The sequence below is a fragment of the Streptosporangium sp. NPDC000095 genome (genome assembly GCF_042899335.1).
Lineage (GTDB): Bacteria > Actinomycetota > Actinomycetes > Streptosporangiales > Streptosporangiaceae > Streptosporangium.
In genome coordinates this window covers 191108-213009 of record NZ_JBIAZS010000006.1, presented here as the reverse complement: position 1 = coordinate 213009, position 21902 = coordinate 191108, and the positions used below count along the sequence as shown (strand labels likewise).

The 21902-nt window shown below is 69.5% G+C and carries 17 protein-coding genes; 8 read left to right on the top strand and 9 right to left on the bottom strand.

The window, feature by feature from the left end; all coding sequences use genetic code 11:
- Positions 1-257: 257 nt before the first annotated feature.
- The 3 genes from ACFY3V_RS16265 (at position 258) to ACFY3V_RS16255 (ending at position 5913) form a co-directional block, all read left to right on the top strand.
- Positions 258-1775 carry an NAD(P)/FAD-dependent oxidoreductase gene (locus ACFY3V_RS16265; protein WP_389773941.1) on the top strand — a complete coding sequence of 506 codons (1518 nt, stop codon included), beginning with the start codon at positions 258-260 and terminating at the stop codon, positions 1773-1775.
- Positions 1776-1897: 122 nt separating this feature from the next.
- Positions 1898-4780, top strand: coding sequence for a CDP-glycerol:glycerophosphate glycerophosphotransferase (locus ACFY3V_RS16260; protein ID WP_389773938.1), 2883 nt, complete (start codon positions 1898-1900; stop codon positions 4778-4780).
- Positions 4777-5913, top strand: coding sequence for a glycosyltransferase (locus tag ACFY3V_RS16255; protein WP_362896108.1), 1137 nt, complete (start codon positions 4777-4779; stop codon positions 5911-5913). The genes ACFY3V_RS16260 and ACFY3V_RS16255 overlap by 4 nt, the downstream gene beginning before the upstream one ends.
- 201 nt (positions 5914-6114) lie before the next feature.
- Here ACFY3V_RS16255 and ACFY3V_RS16250 read toward each other — a convergent pair whose 3' ends face one another.
- Entirely contained in the window at positions 6115-7659 is a 1545-nt protein-coding gene (locus tag ACFY3V_RS16250; protein ID WP_389773935.1) for a hypothetical protein, read from the bottom strand.
- Positions 7660-7934: 275 nt separating this feature from the next.
- Here ACFY3V_RS16250 and ACFY3V_RS16245 point away from each other — a divergent pair, with 275 nt between their 5' ends.
- A complete protein-coding gene (locus ACFY3V_RS16245) occupies positions 7935-8771 on the top strand; it encodes a polysaccharide deacetylase family protein (protein ID WP_389773932.1) in 837 nt (278 codons plus the stop codon).
- A gap of 10 nt (positions 8772-8781) precedes the next feature.
- Here the strand turns inward: ACFY3V_RS16245 and ACFY3V_RS16240 are convergent, their stop codons facing one another.
- From ACFY3V_RS16240 to ACFY3V_RS16215, 6 genes are all read right to left on the bottom strand, one after another.
- Positions 8782-9987, bottom strand: a complete 1206-nt coding sequence (locus tag ACFY3V_RS16240) for an acyltransferase (RefSeq protein WP_362896102.1) — start codon at positions 9985-9987, stop codon at positions 8782-8784.
- 81 nt (positions 9988-10068) lie between these two features.
- On the bottom strand, positions 10069-11640 hold the full coding sequence (guaA, locus tag ACFY3V_RS16235; protein WP_389774241.1) for a glutamine-hydrolyzing GMP synthase: 1572 nt from the start codon (positions 11638-11640) through the stop codon (positions 10069-10071).
- Between the two features lie 151 nt (positions 11641-11791).
- Entirely contained in the window at positions 11792-12691 is a 900-nt protein-coding gene (locus ACFY3V_RS16230) for an SDR family NAD(P)-dependent oxidoreductase (RefSeq protein ID WP_389773929.1), read from the bottom strand.
- Positions 12692-12893: 202 nt separating this feature from the next.
- On the bottom strand, positions 12894-13649 hold the full coding sequence (locus tag ACFY3V_RS16225; protein ID WP_389773926.1) for a hypothetical protein: 756 nt from the start codon (positions 13647-13649) through the stop codon (positions 12894-12896).
- A gap of 213 nt (positions 13650-13862) precedes the next feature.
- Positions 13863-14408, bottom strand: coding sequence for a GNAT family N-acetyltransferase (locus ACFY3V_RS16220; protein WP_389773923.1), 546 nt, complete (start codon positions 14406-14408; stop codon positions 13863-13865).
- Entirely contained in the window at positions 14405-15727 is a 1323-nt protein-coding gene (locus ACFY3V_RS16215) for a helix-turn-helix domain-containing protein (protein ID WP_389773920.1), read from the bottom strand. The genes ACFY3V_RS16220 and ACFY3V_RS16215 overlap by 4 nt, the downstream gene beginning before the upstream one ends.
- 60 nt (positions 15728-15787) lie before the next feature.
- On the opposite strand from ACFY3V_RS16215, the gene ACFY3V_RS16210 reads away from it, so the two are divergent.
- From ACFY3V_RS16210 to ACFY3V_RS16195, 4 genes are all read left to right on the top strand, one after another.
- On the top strand, positions 15788-16327 hold the full coding sequence (locus ACFY3V_RS16210; protein WP_389773917.1) for a hypothetical protein: 540 nt from the start codon (positions 15788-15790) through the stop codon (positions 16325-16327).
- 763 nt (positions 16328-17090) lie between these two features.
- Complete coding sequence (locus tag ACFY3V_RS16205) at positions 17091-18191, top strand: radical SAM protein (RefSeq protein WP_389773914.1); 1101 nt, start codon at positions 17091-17093, stop codon at positions 18189-18191.
- Positions 18192-18199: 8 nt separating this feature from the next.
- Positions 18200-18793, top strand: a complete 594-nt coding sequence (tmk, locus tag ACFY3V_RS16200) for a dTMP kinase (RefSeq protein ID WP_389773911.1) — start codon at positions 18200-18202, stop codon at positions 18791-18793.
- A 12-nt stretch (positions 18794-18805) separates the two neighbouring features.
- Positions 18806-19609 (top strand): endonuclease/exonuclease/phosphatase family protein, encoded by an 804-nt coding sequence (locus ACFY3V_RS16195; protein WP_389773908.1) that lies wholly within the window; start codon positions 18806-18808, stop codon positions 19607-19609.
- Here the strand turns inward: ACFY3V_RS16195 and cyaB are convergent.
- Both cyaB and ACFY3V_RS16185 read right to left on the bottom strand, forming a co-directional pair.
- Positions 19606-20160 carry a class IV adenylate cyclase gene (cyaB, locus tag ACFY3V_RS16190; protein WP_362896090.1) on the bottom strand — a complete coding sequence of 185 codons (555 nt, stop codon included), beginning with the start codon at positions 20158-20160 and terminating at the stop codon, positions 19606-19608. The two genes, ACFY3V_RS16195 and cyaB, sit on opposite strands and share 4 nt — an antisense overlap.
- A gap of 170 nt (positions 20161-20330) precedes the next feature.
- Positions 20331-21866, bottom strand: coding sequence for a DUF885 family protein (locus ACFY3V_RS16185; protein WP_362896088.1), 1536 nt, complete (start codon positions 21864-21866; stop codon positions 20331-20333).
- Between the last annotated feature and the right edge of the window lie 36 nt (positions 21867-21902).

Sequence of the window (21902 nt, the reverse complement as noted above, 5' to 3'; positions counted from 1 at the left end):
GGCCGGGCGAGCCCAAAATATGACCGCGATGGAGTGAGCTGACCGAGACTTGACCATCTCCGGCACATCTCCCCCGGCCGGCCGATCCGCCCTCGGGTCCGTGACGCGGCAACGCCTCCCCCAAGCCCAGGTCAAGGCTGGGAATGCACACGTCCTAGTAAGACGTGATGACCCTTCGATCCCCCCTGACCGTCCGACACGATCGGGTGACCGAGACGGGCGAGATCGCGGCAAACGGCATTCGCGGGGGGAAACGCATGGACTCAACAGTGGTCGTGGGAGCGGGGCCCGCCGGGCTCACCGCGGCCTACGAGCTGGCCCGGCGAGGACACCCGTGCGAGGTCTTCGAGGCCGACCGCGTGGTCGGCGGCATCAGCCGGACGGAGGAACGCGACGGCTGGCGCTTCGACATCGGCGGGCACCGCTTCTTCACGAAGGTGCCCCGGGTGGAGGACTTCTGGAACGAGATCCTCGGCGAGGAGGACTTCCTGCTCCGCCCGAGAATGAGCCGCATCCACTACGGGGGCCGTTTCTACGACTACCCGCTCAGGGCGTCCAACGCCCTGCGCAACCTCGGTGTCCTGGAATCCCTGCGCTGTGTCAGCTCGTACGCCTGGGCCAGGATCAGGCCGCCCGCCGACCAGTCCACCTTCGAGGGCTGGGTCGCGGCCAGGTTCGGCCGGCGGCTCTACGGGATCTTCTTCAAGACCTACACCGAGAAGGTGTGGGGCGTTCCCGCCGCGAGTATCCAGGCCGACTGGGCCGCGCAGCGGATCAGGGACCTCTCCCTGGGCAAGGCCATCGCCGCCGCGCTGACGCCGGGGAGGAACCGCAGGGAGATCACGAGTCTCATCGAGGAGTTCCGCTACCCCAAACTGGGGCCGGGCATGATGTGGGAGGCCTGCGCCGACCGGGTCCGCGAGCGGGGTTCCACCATCCACCTCGGCACCCGGGTCGAACGGATCCGCCGCCACCACGGCCGCCTCGCCGTCACCGTCCGCCACGACGACGGCGAGAACGAGAGGCCCGGTGTCGGGGGCGCCGTCCGCGAGGTGCACTGTGACGACCTCATCTCCTCGATGCCGCTCAACGCCCTGATCCGCGCGTTCGGGCCGGACGTGCCAGATGTCGTCGCGGAGGCCGCCGCGGGGCTGAAATACCGCGACTTCCTCACCGTCGCGCTGGTCGTCCCCGAGCGGTTCTCCTTCCCCGACAACTGGATCTACATCCACTCCCCCGAGGTCCGGCTCGGCCGGGTGCAGAACTACGGTTCCTGGTCGCCGTACCTGGTGCAGGCGGGACGGACCTGTCTCGGCCTGGAGTACTTCGTCAACGAGGGCGACGACCTGTGGCGCGCTCCGGACGACGACCTCATCGCGTTCGGCACCCGGGAGCTGGAGCGGCTGGGCCTGGTGACCCCCGGCTCGGTCCGGCAGGGCTACGTGGTGCGAATGCCGAAGGCCTACCCCGTCTACGACGCCGGCTACGCCGGCAACGTCGAGGTGCTCAGGAAGTATCTCGACGTGGAGTGGCCGGAGATCCACCCGGTCGGCCGCAACGGCATGCACCGGTACAACAACCAGGACCACTCCATGCTCACCGCGATGCTGACCGTGGAGAACGTCGTCGACGGAGCCGGGCACGACGTCTGGCAGGTCAACGTCGACGCGGAGTACCACGAGGAGCACACGGGACGGCCGGGGACCCCGAGGGTCACGAGGGGCACCGGCCGCGACGCCCCCGTCCTCCTCGCCGACACGCCCGCCTCGGGCTGAGTGCCCACATCCAACACCAGCGATCCCATGACGCCTTGCCCTGCCGTTGCCGCCTCCGCCCCGCCGAGCGCGGACCACCGCGGGTCAAGGCTCTCCTCCCAGCCGCCTTGGAGTTGCGCGCCATGACAACACAGCCGTACACGGTCCCGGACGTCAGCGTGATCGTCATCACCTACAACGACGCGGCCCGGTTACCCCGGGCCGTGCGCTCCGTTCTCGGCCAGACGCTCAAGAACCTCGAAGTGATCATCGTGGACGACTGTTCCGGTGACGACACCCCGGCGGTGGCCAAGGCGCTCACCGAGGAGGACGGCCGGGTCCGCTACCTGCGGCTGCCCGCCAACAGCGGCGGCTGCGGCGCGCCGCGCAACGCGGGCATGGACGCCTCCCGCTCGCCCTTCCTGATGTTCCTCGACAGCGACGACGAGCTGCCCAGACACGCCTGCAAGAGCCTCCTGCTCGAAGCGGAGGCGACCGGCGCCGACTTCGTCATGGGCACCGTGGAGCGCGTCGACGAGGCGACCGGCGCCGTCACCCTCTGGTACCCCCAGCTGTTCGCGGAACGACGGGTCGTGGACGGCATCCGCGCCGAACCCGAACTCCTCTTCAACTGCCTCGCCACCAACAAGCTGTACCGGCGGACCTTCCTCGACGTCACCGGCATCCGTTTTCCCGAGGACATCCACCACGAGGACATCGTCTGGTCGACGGAGCTGTTCTGCCGCAGCAAGCTGTTCGCCGTCGTGCCGTGGCCCGTCTACCGCTGGCTGCTCGCCGCCACCCCGGCCACCAGGTCGATCTCGTCGCGGCGGCACGAGCTGGAGAACGTTCGCCAGCGCGTCGCCGCCGCCGTCCTGAGCGACCGCGCCCTCGCGAACACCCACTCCCTCGACCTCAAGGAGGACAAGGACTTCCGCTTCCTCTCCCACGACCTCCGCCTCTACCTGGGCGACCTGCCCCAGCGTGACCCGGCGTGGATCTCCGACTTCGCCGACATCGTCATCCCGTACGTGGACACGCTCGAACCCGCCGCGATCGAGCGGCTGACCAGGGCGGAGCGGGTGTGCCTCCAGCTCGTCCGCGAGCGGCGCGGAGCCGAGGCGGCGCTCGCCGCCGTCGAGCTGGGGGGCAGGCACTCCGTCCCGCCCCGGGCGGTCACGGCGGACGACGATCGGGTGTTCTGGGGGACGGTGCCCCCTCAGGACGAGCGGGCCAGGAGCGAACTGGACGTCACCGAGCTGCGCCTGGCTGAGCAACCGCTGTCCGGAGCGCTGCTGCGGCACGAGCTCATCGACCTGCAGGCGTCGAGGGACCGGATCCGGTTGCGCCTGCGAACCTACGATCCCGGCCGGGTGCTCGACGGCCGCACGCTGACCGCGTGGCTCCGCGTCGGCGGCAGGAAGAGGACGATCACCTCGATCCCCGTCCAGATGGCCCCCGTCGTGATCGAGTCGCTGGAGGAGCGGGAGAAGAAGAGCCCGAGAGGGCTCGAAGGGCAGTGGGAGCCGGAGGAGCCGGAGCGGACGAGGATCCCGCGGATGACGGGAGGTCCTCCCGAGGGGACGGGAATCCTGGAGGGGACGGTGACGATCTCCCTGCCGGAGCTGGAGTGGCCGGACAACGCCGTCAGGCCGCAGGCGGTCATGATCTCGCTCCAGGAGGGCGAGCGCGGGAACCTCAGGCCCCTCCTCGCGGTCCCGGGGTTCTCGTTCACCTCCGTGGGCACGGTGGGCTCCGGCCGCCTCGTCCTCGAGGCGTCCGCCGACCTCCCGTTCCGCCTCATGGCGCGCAGGCTCGGCCCCGCGGCCAAGCGGCGTTTCCCGAGCGTGCCGGAACTCTGGCGTGGCCTGCTGGCCGACCTCGCCACCCCCCGCAACCTGGGCCGCTTCTACCGGCTGGTCAGCATGACGGTGCCGGTGAACCGGAACCTGGTGCTGTTCGAGTCGGCCGAGGGCACCGGCTACACCGGCAACCCGCGCTACATCCACGAGGAACTGCAGCGGCGCGCCACCGGCCTGCGGGCGGTCTGGTCCCACGCGGACGTTCCCGAACGTTTCCCCGAGGACGTCGGTCTCGTCCGGCGCGACACCTTCCGCTACGCCTGGACCCTGGCGCGCGCCGGGCACTGGGTGGACAGCCACAACCTGCCCTACTGCTACCGCAAGCGCGGGAGCACCCGCTACCTGCAGACCTGGCACGGTCAGGTGCTCAAGAAGATGGGCCTGGACGAGCCCAGGCACCGGACGCAGCCGGCCCTCGCCAGAAAGTACGCCGAGGCGGTGGCGCGCTGGGACGCGCTGCTCACCCCGGGCCCCGACTTCCTGCGCGACTTCGCCGAGGCGAGCGGGTTCAGGGGCGAGCTGATCCACGCCGGATACCCGCGCACCGACGTGCTGGTACGGCACATGGAACCGGCGCAACGCGAGCGGGCGCGGCAGGTGAGGGAGTTCTTCGAGGTTCCCGCGGGAAAGCGGGTGATCCTCTACGCGCCCACCTACCGCGACAACAGACGCTTCAGCGGCGACTCGATCCGGCTCGACCTGCCCGCCCTCGCCGGCGCGCTGCCCCCGGACTGGGTGATCCTGGTGCGCGCCCACCGGTACGACCGCTTCACGGTGCCCGACCCGCTCGGCTGGCTCGTCCGGGACGCCTCGGCGTTCCCCGAGGTCAACGACCTGATGCTCGCCTCGGACGTCCTGGTGACGGACTACTCCTCGATCATGTTCGACTACGCCTGTCTCGGCAGGCCGATCCTCTACTACGTCGACGACTACGAGCGCTACGCCTCCGCCCAGCGGGGGGTCTGCTTCGACCTGGCCGAGATCGCCCCGGGGCCGCTGCTGCGCGAACCGGGCGAGCTGGCCGAGGCGCTGGAGCGGCTCACCGAGATCACCGAGAGGTACCGGCGGCGCTACGCGGAGTTCCGCGACCGCTGGTGCGGCCTCGACGACGGGCAGGCGAGCGGCAGGGTCGTGGACGCGTTCTTCCCGGAGGTCATGCGTTGAGATCGCGAGACGTCTTCTTCCTCAGCACCGACGGCGACTCGATGGGCGGGTCCCAGCGGGTCATCCACACCCTGGCCCAGGGCCTCGGCTCGCGGGGGCACAGGGTGACCCTGATCAGCATCAATCCCTCCCGGCAGCCGCAGAGCTACATCGCCGACCCCGTCTACCGGCACGCCACGCTGTACGACACGCCCGCCCCCGAGCCCGCCGCCCGCTCGCTGCCGTGGCGCAGGGGCAGGCAGAGAAGGAGCCCGGAGGAGGTCGCCGCCGCGAGGCGGAAGCTGCTGCGGCTGACGGACCGGATCGACGGCGGACACGGCGGATACATGGTCATCGCCTCGCCCTGGGCCGCCCACTGGATCGCCGACCTGCCCATGCCGCACATCGCCAAGATCGGCCAGTACCACCAGTCGTACACCGAGGCGGTGGACTCACCGAACCTCAAGCTCATCAAGAAGCACTACGCGCACCTCGACAAGGCGCTGTTCCTGTGCGACGACTACGCGGCGTCCTTCACCGCGCACCGGCTCGCCAACTGCGGCACCATGCTGAACCCGGTCAGCGTCTTCCCCGAGGAGGCGGCCCCGCTGCGCAACCCGCGGATCGTCTCGGCCGGACGGCTGGTCAGGGTGAAGCGGATCGATCTGCTGATCGACGCCTTCGCCGCCGCGGCCCCGGCCGTCGCCGAGCCGTGGGAGCTGCACGTCATCGGCGACGGGCCGCTTCGGGCGGCCCTGGAGGCGCAGGCCGCCCAGACCGGCCTCGGCGACCGGATCGTCTTTCGCGGACAGGTCGAGAACGTCGAGGCCGAGTACCTGGACGCCTCCATCGTCACCCTGAGCAGCGACTTCGAGGGATGGGGGCTGGTCCTCGCCGAGGGCGCGGCCTGCGGGCTGCCCGCCGTGGCCTGCGACGCCTCTGCGGGGGTGAGGACCCTGGTCGAGGACGGGGACAACGGCATACTGGCCGAGCCCGGAGACACCGGGAGCTTCGCCGCCGCCCTGGAGCGCCTCATGTCCGACGCCGAGCTGCGCCGCAGGATGGGGGCGAGGGGCAGGGAACGGATGAGGAGGTACCGGCTGCCGCGCGTCCTGGAACGCTGGGAGGCGCTCTTCGACGAGCTCGACCGCTGACGGCTGCCCGCACCCCGCGGGTCCGGCCACTGACGGCTGCCCGCACCCTACGGACCGCTGACGGCTGCTCGCGCCCTGCGGATCGGAACGGGCGTGGTGCCCAGGAGACGCCTCCGGCATCTCACACCCGGTGACGGGCCGGATCCCGGGCGGCCCACCGGGACCTTCGGCTCTCCTGCGGAGCGGCTCGGGGAGCACCGCTCATCGGCGGGAGAGCAGGATCCCCGCCTCCCGCAGGAGCAGCGGAACGAACAGGACGCCGACAAAGATCGGCGACACCATGAACCGGAAGTCCGGCGCGGTGTTGGTGAGGATCACCCCGATCTGCTGCCCCGCGACCACGGCCGCCCCCGCGAGTGCCGCCCGGCTACCCGTCCGCCACCAGGCGAGCGCGGCCGTGGCGTAGGTGAGGTAGCACCAGAAGGGCGCCCGCCAGAGCAGCCATTCGAACTGCCTCACGGTGCTCGCGTCCAGCGCGAACAGCCCCGCGGCGAGCAGCCCTTCGGAGATCGGCCGCTGCCGCATCACCGAGGCCGCCGGGGAGCCCTCCCAGCCGTCGGGGAGCCGTGGATCTCCCGGGGAGAAGCGGTAGAGCTCACCGCCGGGCTCGTCCGAGGTCGATCCGGGCTGCCAGGCGAGCGCGGCGCGGCAGATCCTGGCGCTCAGGATCGTGCCCGGCGCGCGGACCAGCAGTCCTCGCCACAGCTCCAGGATCTCGGACATCCGCTGTTCGGCCCGCGCGTGGCCGAACCCGGGATCGAAGAAGACCCGCGCCATGGTCTGGCAGGTCGCCCCCCGCCGCCAGACGTCGAGCGGGGCGATCTCCGCCAGGAGTTCCCGCTGCTCGCGGTCGAAGAGGTGGGGTCTCTCCCCGTACGCCACGGCGAGGTCGCCGAACACCGTCTGGTAGGCGAACGAGCGGGACGGCGACGCGATGCCCATCGCCGGGTAGCCGACGCTCAGCAGGAGCGGCGGCGCCGCCACCGCTCCGGCCGCGAGCGCCGCGACCCGCCGGCGGGCTCCCGGGCGGCCGGCCAGGAGCGCGACGAGCGCGACGGCGGCGACCAGCGCCACGAGGAAGCCGTTGTTACGGAAGAGCCCCAGGCCGAGCAGTTCGGCCCCGAGGGCGGCGAAGCGCGGGTCCCACGCCCACCGGCCGCCCCCGCGTCCGGCCATCCTCCGCCCGCCGACCCCGGCTGCGTCCCGCACCCGGCCCTCACCTCGCACGACAGATCCAGACCGCAGCCCCGACCGGGCCATGAGCCGTACCGCGGTGCCGGCGGCCAGTACGGCGCACACGGTGAACGGCACGTCCTTCCACATCGACACCGTGAAGGCGCCGAGCGGCGGTGACAGCGCCGCGCACCCCACCGCCACGAGCAGCGGGCGTCCCCGTACCCCCAGCGGCCGGATCGCGCCCGCGAGGTGGGCCAGGGCGGCGGCCATCGCCGCCGTCTGCAGAAGGGTGACCGCGGACAGGTCGCCGGTCACCTTCAGGGAGAGCCCGAGCAGGGCGTCGTAGGCGACCGACTGCCCGGCCACCCAGGGGCCCGTCGTGACGTGCGCGACGTAGGTGACGGAGTCGGGGCTCATCAACCCGGGGTGGAAGCCGAGCCACCAGCCGAGCAGCGCGAGCTGGGCGGTGGCGTAACAGGCGAGCGTGAACCGCCGGTCGCGGGCCGGCGCCCCATCGGTCGCTCCGAGCCCTTTATCGACCGGTTTCAAGCTCGCCGTACTGATCGTCATTTTTTCCCAGCGCGCTCCTCCGGGGGACCGACGCCCATCATCGAATACGCCCGAGGTGCGACCCGCACGCCCACGACCCGCTATACGCACTCATGACCTGGGGAAACGTCAAGTTTGTGCTGAGCGAAGACGGCATGCCCCGGCCGCGGGAGAGCGTGCCTTTCACAGGACATCGTGACGCTTCTGCCCCAGGAGGCATCAGGCACCTCGATAGGATGCCCATTCGACCGACGTCGATTTGACCCGGAGCTCCCCTCATGAAGTCTCCTGTCCGAATGTTGCTGGCCACATCCTGTGCGCTGGCCATGATTTCCGTCCCGACCACCGCGTGGAGCGCGGAGAAGCCCGAACCGAAGGCCACCACGGCGAGCAAGGCCAAGCCCGCCCCCAAGGCCAAGCCCGCGCCGAAGCCGAAGCCCGTGGACTGCGCGAAGGTGAAGTGCATCGCGCTCACCTTCGACGACGGCCCCGGCAAGTACGCGGACAAGCTGCTCGACACCTTCAAGAAGTACAAGTCCAAGGCGACGTTCTTCCTTGAGGGCCAGTACGTGAAGTCCCGCCCCGCGTTCGCCAAGCGGATGGTCACCGAAGGCCATGACATCGGTAACCACAGCTACACCCACCCGCACCTGCGGGAGATCTCGGAAGACAAGATCCGCGAGGAACTCACCAAGACCCAGGACATCGTCAAGAAGGTCACCGGCAAGTACCCGACGACGATTCGCCCGCCCTACGGCGAGTTCGACGAGCGGGTCTCGGCGATCGCCACCCAGATGAACATGCCGATCATCCTGTGGAACGGCGGTTCACGAGACTGGGCGACCAAGAACGAGAAGGCCATCTACGACGAGGTGCTCAAGAACGCCAAGCGTGACGGGGTCATCCTCATGCACGACTGGGTGGAGCAGACCGTCAAGGTGATGCCGAAGCTGCTGACCGCGCTCCAGAAGCAGGGCTACCACGTGGTGGCCGTCTCCTCGCTGCGCGGCGCCAAGGCCACCCAGCCCGGGGACGTCTACCCCGTCGGCTCCGAGAAGGACAAGGACCTGCCCTCCGAGTCGCCCACCGGCGACCCCGAGGACTACGCCCAGTCCCCCGAGGACGGCTCCTGAGCCGAAACCCTCACCGCGCGGGGGCGACCTCGCTGGAGGACGGCCTCCGGGCCACCCGCCTGCCCAGCCGCTGCATGGGAAGCTCCACGTAGCGGTAGGTGAGCAGGCTCAGGCCGAGCACCACCAGCACGAACGCCACCGACAGTGAGACCTGCACCACCTGCCCCGCGTTCCGCACGTCACCGACGACGACGTGCGCGATCCGCAGGAGCGGGTGGTGCAGCAGGTAGACCGAGTAGCTGACCAGGCCCAGCCAGACGAGGAACCTGGGCAGCCGGCGCTCGCGCAGGGCCATCGCACCCGCGAACGACGCCCCGGCCAGCGCGATGGTGGTGAACCACGGCCCCGGCTGCACCCACCACCAGCCCGCCTGCTCCGCCCAGACCGGCGCCAGCGCCACGAGCACGGTCGCCGCCGCCACCGGCCAGAGCCCACCCGAGCCCTGCTCCCAACGGCGGATCGCGGTCCCGGCGAACATCACCGACAGGATCGCCGCACCGAACCACGGCACGAAACTCGAAAAGATCAGAAGCACCAGCGCCGTCGCGCCGAGGACGTACGCGGCGGTCCTCCTGAACCGGCCGCCGATCAGGCCCGCCAGTCCCACGAAGAACAGCACCCCGGACACGTACGCGGGCCAGGGGCCCTGTAGCAGCGGTGCCGTCAGCACCAGCCCCACCGCGACCGCGACGGCACCGAAGCCCACCGCGAAGGTCCCGCTCGCGCGGTGCAGCCCGCCGACGAACAGCGCGGTGACGACCAGGTAGAAGACCATCTCGTAGGAGAGCGTCCACATGGTGTCGGCGAGGCCGCCTCTGCCCACCACGTCCAGCAGCATCGTGGCGTGCGCGGCCACCGACGACAGGTCCCTGGGCACCTGCTCGCGGACGGGCATCCAGAACGCCGTCACCAGGACGAACGCCGAGACCAGCAGGTAGATCGGGTAGAGCCGGAACACGCGGCTGATCCAGAACGCCCTGACATCGCCGTGCCGCTCCAGCGAGACCGGGATGATGTATCCGCTGACCAGGAAGAACACCAGGACGCCGTACATCCCGAGGTTGAACCAGTACGGTCTCAGGGCGGGCATGAACCAGGGCAGCATGTGCTCCAGCAACACGGCGACCGCGCCGATGCCACGCAACGCGTCGAGCCACGCCAGGCGGGCGACGGCGGTCTTGGGGGAGTCTGCGCCGATGGGGGTGGTGGAAGACACCCACCCCAACTTACCTTCCGGCCCACCGCCAAACGGCGCCAACCGCCGAGGAGATCCCTCCCCCGTCGCCCGCCGAGGCGGCTACTCCCACTCGATGGTGCCCGGGGGCTTGCTGGTCACGTCGAGCACCACCCTGTTGACCTCGCGGACCTCGTTCGTGATGCGGGTGGAGACGCGGGCGAGCACGTCGTACGGGACACGCGACCAGTCGGCGGTCATCGCGTCCTCGCTGGAGACCGGGCGCAGGACGACCGGGTGACCGTAGGTGCGGCCGTCGCCCTGGACGCCCACCGAACGGACGTCGGCGAGCAGGACGACCGGGCACTGCCAGATGTCCCGGTCGAGACCGGCGCGCGAGAGCTCCTCGCGGGCGATGGCGTCCGCCTCGCGGAGGATCTCCAGACGCTCGCGGTTCACCGCGCCGATGATGCGGATGCCCAGCCCGGGGCCGGGGAACGGCTGGCGCCAGACCATCGCGGCGGGCAGGCCCAGCTGCTCCCCCGCCCGGCGCACCTCGTCCTTGAACAGAGCCCGGAGCGGCTCCACCAGCGAGAAGCGGAGATCGTCGGGGAGGCCGCCGACGTTGTGGTGGGACTTGATGTTGGCGGTGCCGGTGCCGCCGCCGGACTCGACCACGTCGGGGTAAAGAGTGCCCTGGACGAGGAAGTCGACGGGGCCGTCGGCGAGGATGGCGCGCTGCTCGTCCTCGAAGACCCTGATGAACTCGCGACCGATGATCTTGCGCTTCTCCTCGGGGTCGGTGACCCCGTCGAGCGCCTTCAGGAAGCGCTCGTGGGCGTCGACCACGCGCAGCTTGACGCCGGTGACGGCCACGAAGTCGCGCTCGACCTGCTCCGCCTCCCCCTTGCGCAGCAGCCCGTGATCGACGAAGACGCAGGTCAGCCGGTCGCCGATCGCCCGCTGGACCATGGCGGCGGCCACCGCGGAGTCGACGCCGCCGGACAGACCGCAGATGGCGCGACCCTTGGGGCCGATCTGGGCGCGGATCGCCTCGACCGCGTCCTCGACGATGTTGACCATCGTCCAGGAGGGGCGGCAGCCCGCCGCGTCCAGGAAGTGCTTCAACACGGTCTGGCCGTGCTCGGAGTGGAGGACCTCGGGGTGGAACTGGACGCCGTACAGGCCCAGCTCGGGGTGCTCGAAGGCGGCGACGGGCGTCTGGGCCGTCGCGGCGGTGACCGTGAACCCCTCGGGGGCGGCGGAGACGCTGTCACCGTGGGACATCCAGACCGACTGCGCGGCGGGCAGCCCCGCGAAGAGCACACCCTCCTCCTCGACGTCGAGGTGGGTGCCGCCGTACTCGGCGGTGCCGGTCCTGGCCACCTTTCCGCCCAGTTCCTGGGCCATGACCTGGAAGCCGTAGCAGATGCCGAAGGTCGGCACGCCGGTCTCGAACAGGCCCGCGGGGGCGGCGGGGGCGCCCTCGGCGTACACCGAGGAGGGGCCGCCGGACAGGATGATCGCCTTGGGCTTCTTCGCCATCATCTCCTCGACCGGCATCGTCGAGGGGACGATCTCGGAGTAGACGTGGCATTCACGCACCCTTCGCGCGATCAGCTGCGCGTACTGCGCGCCGAAGTCGACGACCAGGACCGTGTCGAACTCAGACACCAAGACCCCCAAAAGGAACAGAGCGGTGTCCCCAGTCTATCGGCGCCCGTCAGCCCGCCCGCTCACAGCCGAAAAGATCTCCCGCCGCCCCGCTCACCCGGACCGGGAAGGACTCCTGCCTGCCCGCAACGGGAAAGACTCCTCCCTGTCCGCGCCGGAAGGGGATTCCCCTCTACCCGCGACCGGGAAGGACTTCCCCGCCGTCGTGCCCATCCGCACGGTCCCCTCGGCCGGAGAACGAGGGCAGCGTCCCGGCGATCAGTGCCTCGGTCTGCTCGCGCAGGATCTCGGCGTAGCCCGGGTGGGTGAGGACCAGGAAACGCTCCTCGCGGATGGCGGCCACCGCGGCGCGGGCCACCTCGGCCGGGTCGATGCCCTCCTCCACCAGGCCGCCGATGATCGCGGCGGAGACCTCCTCGTCCTCGTCCTCGGCGCGTCCGGCGGCCACCAGGTTCTCCGGCCGGTGGCGGCCGGAGCGGTTGAGGCCGGTACGCACCCCGCCGGGGCACAGCGCGGTCACCCGGAGCCTGGAGCCGGCCGCCGCGAGATCCTGGGCGAGGGACTGCGAGGCGGCGAACGCGGCGTACTTCGAGACCGAATAGGGCCCCAGGTAGGGGATGGCGAACAGTCCCGCGGCGGAGACGGTGTTGAGGATGTGCCCCTCGGTGTCCTGGTCGATCATGCGGGGCACGAAGGCCCGGACGCCGTGGAGGATGCCCCACAGGTTCACCCCGAGCGGCCAGGCGAAGTCCTCCGGCTCCCTCGTCCACATCCGGCCGCCCTGGAAGACCCCCGCGTTGTTGCACAGCACGTGGACCGCACCCAGCTCGCCGAACGTACGGTCGGCGAGGTGCTCCACGGCCACCGGGTCGGAGACGTCGGTGATCTCGGTGAGGACCTTGCCGCCGTCGGTGCCCGCCTCCACCAGCGAGGCGGTGTCCGCGAGATCTCCCGGCTCGACGTCGGCGAGCATGAGGGACATCCCCTCCGCGGCCAGGCCCAGCGCGAGCGCTCTCCCGATCCCGCCGCCCGCCCCCGTGACGACCGCGACCTTGCCCGAAAACTCCCGCATGGCGCTTCCTCCCAGCCCGATGGTTCACGGATCGTCGTACCTCCAGGCCGCTGATTCACACCTCGCGCTCCTCCGGTTCGTGCTGTCCCTGACGATCGTTGCTGAGGTTGAAGGGCGGATGTTACGACGGGGTGCGGTTACCGGTGGTTGCTGGGGTGGCCCCGCACCAGACCGTGATCGCCGTACTGTCATTGATCTTCAGTCATGTCTGTTTTTCGAGTTCCGCCACTCCCTGACGAAACCGCGCTACAACCGCGGCATTGGGATAGGCGCGCTCCAGCGTGACACCGAGGTCATGGCTTCGGGTGACGATCGCCGCGGCATAACGCGACCCGGAGATCGCGGACAGACCATGGGCGACCGCCTGCTCGGGGTCACCCAGCCGAGCACAGGCGACCCCGAGGTCCAAGGCGGTGATCGCTCGTCTCGTCGGAGACACCTGTGGAGACTGCTCGTACACCTCCATCGCCTGCTCGGCGAAGTCACGAGCCTGCCCGTCGTGACCGAGCCACAGACTGGAGGTCGCGGCGATCGACCAGACCCGTACGGCATCGGCGCTGAACAGTCCGTTCGCATGCGGCGAATGCCGCCCTGCCTGATCCCGGAGCGCTTCCAACGCTTCAGCTGCCGGAACTACGTGACCAAGCCGTGCGTGGGTCCGAGCGAGTTGTCCGGTCAGGCGCGTCTGAGCAGCACTTCCCACCGGGGCCTGGCCCGCTCCCCGCTGGGCCGCACGGAGCGCCTCATACGGCCGGTCGCCGTAGAGCCAGGTCGTCGCCTCCACGTCCCACGCCCACGCCGCCGTCTCATCGTGATCGGCCTCGCTCGCGTGATGACGAGCATCGGCTGCGTACGCGAGTGCTGCCCGCACATCCCCTCGATCATGAGCCGTCCACGCGAGGATCAGCGACAGCCAGGCCGCGGCGACGTACAGCTCACGGCGCTGCTTGAGCGTCATACGCAGCTGAAGCAACTCCGCGACGTGGCGGCGATCCGTAAGCGCGGCCTGCCACAGCTCGTCCGCGTCGTACCGAGAGTAATCAGTGCCGTAGTCACCGATGGCCCGATGGAGATGCTCCAGGCTGCTTGAGCATCCCCCAGTAGTCCGGACACCGGTTGATGGATCTGTTTCTCGGCGAAGAGGGCGGGATGCCACCGGCGCTCCTAACGGCTACTGCCCGTCCAGCTCCAGCAGCAGGGCATCGTTGGCTCTGGCGTCGGGTGCGGACCGTACGGTGCCTATCAGCTTCCACCCCCACCGCTGGTACATGGCGTGCGCGGCGGCGTCGGGGTCGGACAGCAGCGTCGCGTACCGGGCGTCCTGGTGAGCCAGCAGCATCTCCAGAAGGAGCCGGCCGATGCCGCGCCGCCGATAGTCGCGGTGGACGTCCAGCTCGATCACCGCGAACGTGGGTGCGGCGACCACTTCGGGTAAGGGGCGTTTCGCCTCCCCTCCCCACCACCGGCCTGCTGGGAACGTGAAACCGAAGCTGAAGCCCACGAGCTGCGCCCCGGATCGCGCCGACACCAGGGTGAAGCCGTCGCTTTTCACCTGCTGGGCTGTGCGCTCAAGGAACCTTTCGCGGCTGTAGAGCGGTCCGGATAAATAGGGCGGTTCTGCGTAATTCTCCAGGTACAGGCGCACATACTCGTCGGTGAGTACCACGGCTGCGGCGTCACCGGTCAAGCACTGGTATTCGATATCAGTATCAGTCACATGTCCTCTTTCGACGTTGTCAGCGCGAGCTGCTCTCGATATGCGGTTATGGCTGGTTGTTTCTTATGCCCCGGCGGGGCGGCGTCAGCCACGCCGCGAGCGATGTGCAGCACAAACTGGGACATGTGCTCGGGTGCGATGCTCCGCACAGTTTCGGCGGCGTGGTTCAGTCCTTCGGAGATGTCGCCCTTCAGGACTGCCGTTGTCGCCTGGTGCAGGTGGATCTGCGCGATTTGCCGTCCGTGGCTGGGCGGATAGGAGCGGAGTGCTTCCTGCTGCGCGGACGCTGCCGAGGAGTCCTTGGTCAAGGTCATGATGAGAGAGCGGGTGTGCAGCAGCCGGGGCTCCGGCCAGCCCTCCAGGGTCTCGTTGCCGGTGACGGAATCATGGAGCGTGGCGAACACGTCAGCTTGCCGATCCAGGCTGGCACGCGCCCCTGTGCGGTCTCCCATGAGCGCGAGTGCGTGAGCACGGGCACTGAGCGCTTCGGCTGCGGCCCGGCCCGGCCGGTCGGCGGTGAGAGCGAGAGCCTTATCCGCGCGTGACACCACCAGCGCCAAAGGCCGGCCTTCGTGGAGCGCTTGGACGGCTTCGTAGGCGTGGGCTGCGGCCACGAACTCGTCGTCGCCGGTCTGAGTAGCTGCTCGGCGAGCAGATGTCCACCAGTCCCGTGACTCGCGAACGTGTCCGGCCAGCCCAAGCGTCAGGGCCAATATGAACGTGAGGCGGGCGTTGACCCGTGCCCAGGCGGCCGCTTCGCGGCTGGGCACGGAGGCCAGGACTTGGTGGAGGTTCAGAATGTCCATCGACAGGTCGCCGATCACCTGGGCCAGGGGCCGGGAGGTGATGTTGTGGGCGTGCTCCCATGCGATGTCTTCCCACGCGTCCAGGTCGGGTCCGCCGAGCCGGTCGTCCACGATGGTGCGCAGCTGCTCCAGACCTGGGAGTAGAGCAGTTGACACGCCTATCCCCGCGGCCCCCAAGAGCAGACGTCTTCGTGCTGAGTCCATGACGACAGGATCGGACACGGGGGAGGTTCCCGCCAGCGGCACCGAGCCGGTTTTGGCTGCGTATACGAGCGCATGGAGAGAGGTCAGAAAACCGCCAGCGCGATAGAGCCGGTCGAGGCGTTCCACGGCTTCGATCGGCGGTAAACGCACGCCGCGCTCCCACCGGCCGAGCACCGAAAAATCAGTGTTGATTTCCGCCGCGACGCTGATGAGAGATCCTCCATGGGATTTTCTCCACTGCCGGAGGGACGCACCAAAAAGGGCATTAGGGGACGTTGTGGGGTCAACTGGGTCCGGGCGACGAGGCATGACGACCTCCCAGCGTATTGGCCATATTGGCTAATACGATCAGCCAATACAGATCTCTAGATGGGCGATGAACGTCCCTCCACTATGGCACGTAAGGCAATACCGATCGCGCCTCCTATGCCCGGCTGGCGCATCATGCATCTTTTCGAATTTTTGTCTTTCCTGCACCAAAAAGGGCCATTGTCGACTTCTGCTCCTTGCTGCTATGGCAACGAACAGCCTGCCGCCGTCGCCCCGGCACGAGAGGAACTGGTGATGACCTACCGCACGACGGTCTTGCCCTACGGCACAACGGCGGCAGATCGGGTCATGGGCCTTGTCCAGGCCAGCGACGCCCTCAACCGCCTCCGTGACCGCCTGCACGCGCGCCAGGTCTACCCGTCCATCAGCCACCACAGCGGATCCCGCCTGCACGTGGCCAACACCATCACGGTGTGCGTCAAGCCGTCCGAGGAGCAGCCGATCTACTGCTGGCGCCTGGCCAAACGAGGCGCTGCCCCTGAGGAGTTCGAGGCGCCCGCCGCCGCTGAGATAGACGATGTGGCTGCCCAAATCGCCGCCACCCTGTGCCAGCCACACGATCAGCAGCCACCCCTATGAGCCCAGTGCGGTGACCTGCGGAGCGCAGTCCCGGGTCACCGCACTGTCCTACCCGTGCGTCCCAGCCGGCAAGGCGAGGGGGACGCACGACGCGGTGCGGGCCCGCCAAGAAGTGCCCTCGGGAAAGGGCCCGCACCGCACACCCTCTTCGACCTTTTCGCAAGGAGACGAAAACTATGGCGGCCGTTAAAATTCACTCCACCCTCACCTGGGAAACCTCCCCTTCGAGGTGCGCAGAGCCATCGAAACCGAACTGGGCCAAGTCCTCCACGCCGAATCCGGTCAAGCTCTGGTCGCGGCACTGTCGGCACACCTGCGCACCGAGAAAGGCGACTTCTTCGTCAAGCCTTCCCCGTCGTCTGGTGTCGAGGACGAGCAAGCCGGGAGCCCGCCTGCCCCTGTCGGGCTCCCGGCCGTCCGGCTCTGGCAGACCCCGCCCCCACGCTGATCGGCTCATGCCCCTGGAGCCGGTCGGGTCTGTCAGGCGGAACCGCGCCCCGGGCCTCAGCCGGCCACTGCCGCAGGTCCGAGGCGCGGGATCCACCCGAGTTCACGCTGAAAGAAGGGGCGGCGGTGCCCGCATCAACACCTGACGCGGCCGCCACTGGCCTCGCCGCACCAGCCGCCGTTGCCTGATGAGGTACCCCCGCCCCCGTGAGGAGGTGGTCACCGCCCCCCCTTGGTACGACGTCCTTCGCACGCCCGGGAAGCCGGCTTTCCGACCGGCTCACCGGTCCGCAGAACCCCGTGGAAAGGGATCACTGTGAGGCGTCCACTCATCATCGACACCCACGCCAGCTCCTGCTACTTCCGTACCTCCGTCGAAGGGAACGAGCGCAAAGCACTCGTTCAGATCACCGAACGCTGCAACCTGCACTGTGCGCACTGCTTCGTCTCCTCGGGCGACTGGGGAGATCACATGCGGCTGGAGGACCTCACCGGCCTGGTGTTCCCGCGGCTGCGCCGGGCCCGGGTGGAGCGCCTGACCCTGACCGGCGGAGAGCCGTTCGTTCACCCGCACCTTATGGAGATCTGCCGCGCCGTCGCCGACATGGGGTTGCCCCTGGGCATCTGCACCAACGCCACACAGACCACCCCTGAGCAGATCACCGCGCTGGCCGCCCTCGGCAACGTCCACATCAACGTCAGCTTCGACGGGTTCCGGGCGGCGAGTCACGGCAAGTTCCGCGGCTCCGTCGCCTCCTTCGACACCACCGTGGCCACCACCCGCGCCTTCGCTGAGGCCGGGCTGCTGCAAGGGCTGCTGTCCACCCCGAACGCGCTCACCGACGTGGAGGAGTTCGCCGCGCTGTGCGAGTTCGCTGTTGAGGTCGGCGCGGAGTATGTGCTGATGAATCCGCTGTCGTCGTTCGGGCGCGGGGTGAAGAGTCAGGGCCGTCTCGCGGCCAACGACGACACGATGCGCTCGATCCGGGCAGTGACCGAGCGGTTCCGCAAGCGCGGCATCGACGTGGTGCACATCCGCTTCCCCAACGATGACAAGCCGCTCGCGGGCTGCGATGCGGGCAAACTCATCTACGTCTTCGCCGATGGCGCCACCGCGGTCTGCCCGTACCTGGTGTTCGCGGCCCGCACCCCGCAGTCGCCGTACGCCGACAGCGACTTCCTGGTCGGCAACATCCTGCGCCAGGAGGTCGCCGACGCACTGGACGGCTACGACCTGGCCGGCACCCTGGCGATGGGCACGAACTCCACGTGCGGCAGCTGCTCGATGAACGCCTCTTGTGGCAAGGGCTGCCCGGCTGCGCTGATCTCGCGCGGCCGGCGCATCGGCGATGTCGATGCCGAGCAGTGCCCCGTGGTGGAGTCCCCGCTGTTGCAGATCACGCCCCGCCGCCGGTGAGCGGCGGCGTGTTCGTCGTCGTGGAAGGCCCTAACGGGGTCGGCAAGACCACCACCACGGCGCTGCTGGCCGACCGGCTCCGCAGGTGCGGATCAGCTGTGCATGTGACCACCGAACCGTCCGGCACACCGCTGGGCAGGTTGATCCGCGCCAGCGAATCCGCGCTGACCGGGCGGGCCCTGGCGTTGGCGGTGGCCGCCGACCGGGCCGCCCACGTCGAGCACGAGATCCTTCCGGCGCTCGCGGCCGGGCAGGTCGTCATCAGCGACCGGTACGTGCAGTCCTCCCTGGTCCTGCAACGCCTCGACGGTCTACCGCTGATAGACATCTGGCATTACAACGCTCACGTGCCTCCTGCGTCCCTATCCTGCTACCTGCACCACGATCCCCACGTGCTTCAGGAGCGGCTCGCTCAGCGTCCCCGCCGGTCCCGGCTGGAACGCGTCGGCTCCCCCCAGCGGGAGCTCACCTTGTACGAGGACGCGTTCGCTTTCCTGGCCGCTCGCGGCTGGCCGCAGGCGCGGATCGACTGCCGCGGCCTGGACGTGGAGGGGGTGGTGGCCCAGCTGCTCCAGCACCTGGAGCAGACCGAAACGATATGAGGTGACACCCAGGTGGTTACAGCGCTGACGGTCAACATCGGGGCCGCGTCACGCGTCCGCGCCGAGCTGCTGCTGCGATGGCTCGCGGCCCGGCCGGAGGAGATTTTCCTCCTCACCGAGACGAGCGCCGGCGCTGGCACCACCTACCTGCTGGAGCAGTTCCGGGCGGCGGGCTACGCCGTGGTGCATACCCCGGATGTGGGCGGGGAGCGGGGAGCGGCGATCGTCAGCCGCATCCCGCTCGTGCAGGAACAGCCGACCTCGTTCGACGGGGTGAGCATTCCGTGCCGGGTCGCCATGGCGGCGCTCGATACCCAGCCGCGGACGTGGTTCCTGGCGGTGTACGTGCCCAGCCGCGACCGCGGCCAGACCAAGACCGTCCGCAAGCAGACGTTCATCGCGTCGCTGCTGGAGGCGCTGGAGGCTCTACCGGCCGAACAGCACGACCACCTGGTGATCGGCGGCGACTACAACGTGATCGCCGCCGACCACGACCCGCTGCACCCGGGGTTCCTGCCGTTCGAGTTCGCCATGCTGGCCACCCTGGAGGCCCGGGGATTCCTCGACGCTCATAGCCATTGTTCGCCGGGCGTGCATGCCTACAGCTGGATCGGCCGCACCGGCGACGGCTACCGCTACGACTACTTCCACGTCGGCCCGACCCTGGCCGGCCTCGTGCGCTCGTGTACGTACCTGCACGAGACCAGGCAGGAGAAGCTGACGGATCACGCGGCGGTCCAGCTCGTCATGGACGTGAAAGCGGCCCTCTTGCCGTGCACCGACCCGACCGGATCCGGCGAGCTGCCGCTGTTCTAGGCCGGGGTCAGCGCGGCGCGTACCAGCGAGTCGTAGGTGTCGGTCATTCGCTCCAGGGCGACGCCGAGCGACCGCGCGAAGCCGTCCAGCTCGGCCTGCACGGCGGTGCCGGACTCCTGCCCGCTCACCGTGCGCTCGATCTCCACGAAGGCCCCGGCGTGCTCCACCTCGTCAACGCAGATCGTCATGTCCCCCAACGCCGCGGTGCGGCGGGTCTTCACGATCCGGACCGTGGGGTGGAATCCCATGAGGGTGATGGCGTGGTGCATCTGTTCACGGTCGGCGACCGCGGTTTCGTGCTCCAGGCATGCCATGGAGTTGTCCACGGGCCGCTTCACAGTGAACAGGTGTTGGCCGCTCTGGGTGCGTAGCCGGGCGAACGACCGGCCGATCTTGGAGTCGGCGTAGGTCCACCCGTCTTCGGCGTACGCCTGGTCGTCCTGGTGCGTGGGCGCCGACAGCAGCGCTCCCCGTTGCGCGAGAGCGTCCTCCAGTGCCGCCAGGTCACTCACCCGGTATTTGACCTCGATCTCCTGCACCCCGTGCGTCACGGCTGCCTCCCTGGTCTCTGTAGTGACTCAGGGAGCCTACGGGAGCACCGAGACCCTTACCTGGGGAACGATGCCGACCCCACCAAACTGGTGGGATCGGCCGCCGTTCCGATCGTCGTCGATGGTCGAGCGGCCCTCGACCCCGACCTGTGGGGTGAGGCCGGATGGAGCTATCGGACGTTGGGGCGGGCCTGAAGGGCGTGGCCGAGGAGGCCGAGGGGCGGGGAGCCGAGGTCGAGCATCGCGGTGTGGAAGCGGTTGAGACCGAAGCCGGGACCCCACTCGGCCCTGGCGCGGTCACGCAGGTCGAGGATCTCCAGCTTGCCCCAGGTATAGCGGCCGTAGGTGGGGTCGAAGGTGGCCCGCGCCGCCTCCGACAGGGCCGCGGGACCGGCGAGGTGGGTGTCGGCGGCGAACCGGCGGGCCCCCTCCTCGACGGTCATCGCACCGGAGTGCACGCCGATCGCGCAGGCCAGCCGGGTCACCCTGATGAGCGCCTCCAGCCACACGCCGATCTCGAAGCGCGGGTCACCCGGAGCGAAGTCCTCCTCGACGCAGAGCTCCTCCGCGTAGTGCGCCCAGCCCTCCGCGAAGGAGAGCGACATCAGCGTCCGCCGCACGTCGGAGCGGGCGTGGCGCAGGGCGCGGCCGTGGGAGAAGTGCCCGGGGGCGACCTCGTGCACGTTGATCGCGGGAAGCGTGGTCTCGCTGAAGACCTCCAGCCACTCCTCGATGTCGCGCTCGGGCCACGAGGGGTCGGGCGGGGTGACGTGGTACCACGAGGGACCGTCCGGCTCGCCGGGTGCCGACCAGTTCATCATCGCCATGCCCCACCGGCGCGACTCGGGCGCGATGCCGACCAGGCACTCCCCGTCGTGATAGGGCACCAGGTCCTTCTCCCTGGTGAAGGCGATCGCCCTCTCGGTGCCGATCCTGGCCGCCTCGACCACACCGTCGGGGTCGGGGTGCTGCCTGACGAGCTCGCGCGCGACCTCAAGCGGCGGCCGTCCCGCGAATCCCAGCGCGGCGCACGCCTCCGCCAGCCTGGCCATCAGGCGGTCGCGCTCGGCGTCGGCGCGCTCGGCGAGCCGTCCCAGGTCGACCGGGAGCCCTTCACCACCACTCATGAGCCTGGCGAGCCCCTCGGCGCCGAGGGAGGCGTCCGGGTCGCCGTCGTGCGCGGCCTTCTCGACATGCTGCACCAACCTGGCATGTGCCCTGAACGCCGCCTCACGCACACTCTCCTCGGCGTCCCCGGGAACCCCGGAGGCCAGACCGCGCACCACTCCGAGCAGGGCGGTCGCGACGGGCGCGCTGAGCAGGTCGAGTGAGGCGATCGCGCCGTCCACCGCCTCCGGCCAGCGGGCCAGGTGCGCGAGCTTGGCGGCGTTCCGCTCGGCCTCGGGGGCGTACTCGCGGTCGTAGGTGGCCAGGTCGAGGTTGCCCACATGCTCCAGAGGGTTGCGGCGGTGCAGTTCCAGCTCGCCGAACTGCACCCGTACGGCCTCCTCGAAGATCTGCAGGTGCGCCGCGTCGTACGGATCGGCGGGCAGCGGTCCCCGGCCCAGCGCGGCCAGCCCGGTGCGCACCCCCTCGGGCGAGAGGTCCTGGATGAGGCCGTCGTACTCGTGCCGCCCGGCCATTTCCCTGACGCCTGAGACGGTGAGGTCGCACACCGCACGAAGGCGGCCGTCGAGTTCGCTCATGACCGCGACGCTATCTCAGCGAACCCTCCCGAACCC

Excerpts from the sequence above, each read along its gene's own strand:
- ACFY3V_RS16215 (WP_389773920.1), bottom strand. The coding sequence starts at position 15,727 with ATGCCTCGTCGCCCGGACCCAGTTGACCCCACAACGTCCCCTAATGCC.
- ACFY3V_RS16260 (WP_389773938.1), top strand. The coding sequence starts at position 1,898 with ATGACAACACAGCCGTACACGGTCCCGGACGTCAGCGTGATCGTCATC.
- ACFY3V_RS16185 (WP_362896088.1), bottom strand. The coding sequence starts at position 21,866 with ATGAGCGAACTCGACGGCCGCCTTCGTGCGGTGTGCGACCTCACCGTC.
- ACFY3V_RS16230 (WP_389773929.1), bottom strand. The coding sequence starts at position 12,691 with ATGCGGGAGTTTTCGGGCAAGGTCGCGGTCGTCACGGGGGCGGGCGGC.
- ACFY3V_RS16265 (WP_389773941.1), top strand. The coding sequence starts at position 258 with ATGGACTCAACAGTGGTCGTGGGAGCGGGGCCCGCCGGGCTCACCGCG.
- ACFY3V_RS16225 (WP_389773926.1), bottom strand. The coding sequence starts at position 13,649 with ATGACGCTCAAGCAGCGCCGTGAGCTGTACGTCGCCGCGGCCTGGCTG.
- ACFY3V_RS16210 (WP_389773917.1), top strand. The coding sequence starts at position 15,788 with ATGGGCGATGAACGTCCCTCCACTATGGCACGTAAGGCAATACCGATC.
- ACFY3V_RS16250 (WP_389773935.1), bottom strand. The coding sequence starts at position 7,659 with ATGACGATCAGTACGGCGAGCTTGAAACCGGTCGATAAAGGGCTCGGA.
- ACFY3V_RS16245 (WP_389773932.1), top strand. The coding sequence starts at position 7,935 with ATGTTGCTGGCCACATCCTGTGCGCTGGCCATGATTTCCGTCCCGACC.